General features: G+C 37.5%; 2 protein-coding genes. One reads left to right on the forward strand and one right to left on the reverse strand.

The window, feature by feature from the left end; all coding sequences use genetic code 11:
- The first annotated feature begins 140 nt into the window (after positions 1-140).
- Positions 141-1,052 carry a hypothetical protein gene (locus tag AB6E08_RS22940; protein WP_372160309.1) on the forward strand — a complete coding sequence of 304 codons (912 nt, stop codon included), beginning with the start codon at positions 141-143 and terminating at the stop codon, positions 1,050-1,052.
- 481 nt (positions 1,053-1,533) lie between these two features.
- On the opposite strand, the gene AB6E08_RS22945 is transcribed toward AB6E08_RS22940, so the two are convergent.
- Positions 1,534-2,893, reverse strand: a 1,360-nt coding sequence (locus tag AB6E08_RS22945) for a site-specific integrase (protein ID WP_372160311.1), incomplete at its 5' end; no start/stop codon positions are given.

Genomic DNA, 2,893 nt, shown 5'->3' on the forward strand with positions numbered 1-2,893 from the left:
CTGATCAGATCGTAGGTTCTTGATTTAGTTCCATTGAATTACGCAACAAAGCCCTACGCAATGAAAATGATGATCTCTATGATCCTGATTACTCAGATATGCTTCGAGTGGCTTATACCTCGAACTTTGAGCGAGGTCGTTTGGCATTTTTAGTTAGCTTACTATCTGGGAGAAACTTTGAAACTCGAACCTATGAGAAAGAGATAGAAGAGAAATCATTTCAAACACTTGCTAATGGTGTCAAAGAGTTCATTAATGAAACGAACTTCAAACGTTTCTTGATGATTATTCGTTCAACAGGGTTTGTTAGTAGAAGTATGATTCGCTCGCAAAATGCTTTGAATTTTGCATACATTCTCTACCTAAAATTAAAGCGTGATTATGGTAATGAACCAAACATTGAGCACTGGGTGAGACGTTGGTTTGCTATGTCTGTGCTCACAGGGCGGTACTCAGGCTCTCCTGAAAGCAAGTTTGAGCAAGATATAAAGGCAATTGCTATTTGCGATGACTTTTCTGAGTTATTGGAGAAGGTAGAGGCGACTGAGCTATCTGATGCGTTTTGGGGTTTACGCCTAGTTCAAAACCTTACGACTTCAAGTACCAATGCACCAGCTTTTAAGGTTTATTTAGCTGCTCAAGCCGCAGCGAATGAGCAGGGTTTCTTGTCTTCAGCTATTTCTGTCAAAGATATGCTCATTCATAAAGGGGATATGCATCATGTTTTCCCAAGAGCGTATTTGAAGAAAAATGGTTTTGCACAAGGTAAGTACAATCAGATTGCTAACTATGTGTTTTTGCAGCAAGAGATCAATATCAAAATTGCTGACTTGTCTCCTGAAGAGTATATAGGACAAGTGGAAGCACAGTGTGATGGTGGAGAGTTAGTTTATGGTTCAATAAATAAAAAACAAACTCTAGATGAAAACTTTGTTACTAACTGCATGCCTTTAGACAAGGCTTTGTATAAGCTGGATAATTATGAAGATTTCCTGACTTACCGTAGACAAGAAATGGCAGAGAAGATTAAAGCATATTACTTCAAGCTTTAAACTTAGGTATAGAATGAATCAAAGCCAGAAATGGCTTTGATTTTCTATATTCCTCGTTCTAAGCAATAGGAAAGGAGGGCAATGTTTACTAATTGAGATCTATTATCATTTATTCCCTCAAGAAAATGTGTTATAACTATGATAACTATGATAACTGTTATAACTATTTTAAAGTTATAAATTTAATATAAGGCTCAAGCGTTATTTTGCTTTAGTACACTTCTAAATCTCCGCTTTCCTCTTAAAAAAGCAGTGCGTCAAACAGCACTTCTACTGCGTCATTCCGCACTTTCAGTGCGCTATTCAGCATTTCTACTGCGTTATTACGCACTTTCGCTATAGTGACACATATTTTCTTATTTTAATGTTTGCTTAACGCTTAGCGGACGGTTGAAGGTGTTTACTATATACCTAAGCAAACACATTCGGGTGTCTGCTTAGTATATGAGCTTTGTGATTCACAAAAACAAGCTTTTGTGTCCTATTCGTATACACGAGGTTTAAGGCTGTTTAATGATGGTATGATTTCTTTCCAAGACAGCATTTCAACGACAGGATGCAGTACTGAAGGGCAGAATTTACTACCGTATAGATCAAAAGCGATTGAATTGTGTTTATGCCCTACGATAGCTTCAGCAAACCGAAGTTCGATAGATGTTTTTTGTTTATAGTAATCGAGAATTGTGTGTCGATACGAGTGAAAAACTTTAGTCTTTTTAGGGAAGCCTAGACTTGACTTAAATCGTCCGAACCATTTACTTGCTACACCACCATAACCGTTCTTCTCAGTATATGTTAATCCATCAAATAATAGCTCTTTCCCCTGACGAGAGTTCACATAGTTGATAAACCCAAGTTCAATAAGATCTGAGTGAATGGGAACGATTCGAACTGAGGCTAGATTTTTTGTGCGCTGATTTCCACTATCTCTTTTGATGTCGAGACACCATATACCTTCGATTTCTCTTACATCTGTAGTATAGAGTTGACACAACTCGTTGATGCGAGCACCTACATACAAGCCTAAAAGGGGGAGCCAGTATCTGTATTCTTGGTTCTTTCGTTTAGTCTTAGAGAAGTTGAGAGACTGAAAGATATCCTGGCTAAAAATCAAATCCAGTTCTTGAAGTGAGAATGGATCTCGATCTTCGATTTCATTAGTAGCTTTAAATTTGATCGCCTCGAAGGGGTTATAATCAATGAGCTTGTGCTGTATTCCGTACTTTAAGAGGGATGAGCACTTCTGAATATAATCTTCAACAGTGCTCTCTGATAAACATTCGTGTTTTAGTTTTTTATTTTTGTTGATGGCTTTAATTATAGATAGGTCTTTGAATTCTTTTTTCTTATTAATATTACTTGGCATAGCTAACAGAAGTTTTTTTATAGCTAATGCGTCAGATCTTTCGAGTTGTTCTAATGGACGGCTTTTAAGTAGTTCATCTACGACAAGAACTTTCTTTTCAGTCGCTACTATTGTTTGGTTAGCAATACCTTCTCCCAGCTTTTCTTCTTTATATAGCTCGAATAGTTTGAGCATGGTTATCTTGGATTTTGAGTCGGTTTTTTTAGTGACCGTATCGATTGCCGAACGAGTGCTTTTTGGGGGTAATGAGTGACTATGGGAATAAAGAGAAGGGGTAAGCCTATAGTTAATCGCATTCAAGCTTTCTATAGTTTGCCTTGCTGTTTCTAAATCTGCTACTCGTAAAGCTTCTTGAGCGGCTTTTACGTAGCGAAACACCTGTTCAAGGTACTCTTTGGCTTGAAAGTAGATAGGAAGGGATACGGTGTTTTTCAAGGTAGTTGTCATCATTTGCTTGCTTATTAAGCAGCTTCTC

Source organism: Vibrio sp. 10N.247.310.24 (assembly GCF_041467175.1).
Classification (GTDB): Bacteria; Pseudomonadota; Gammaproteobacteria; order Enterobacterales; family Vibrionaceae; genus Vibrio; species Vibrio tasmaniensis_A.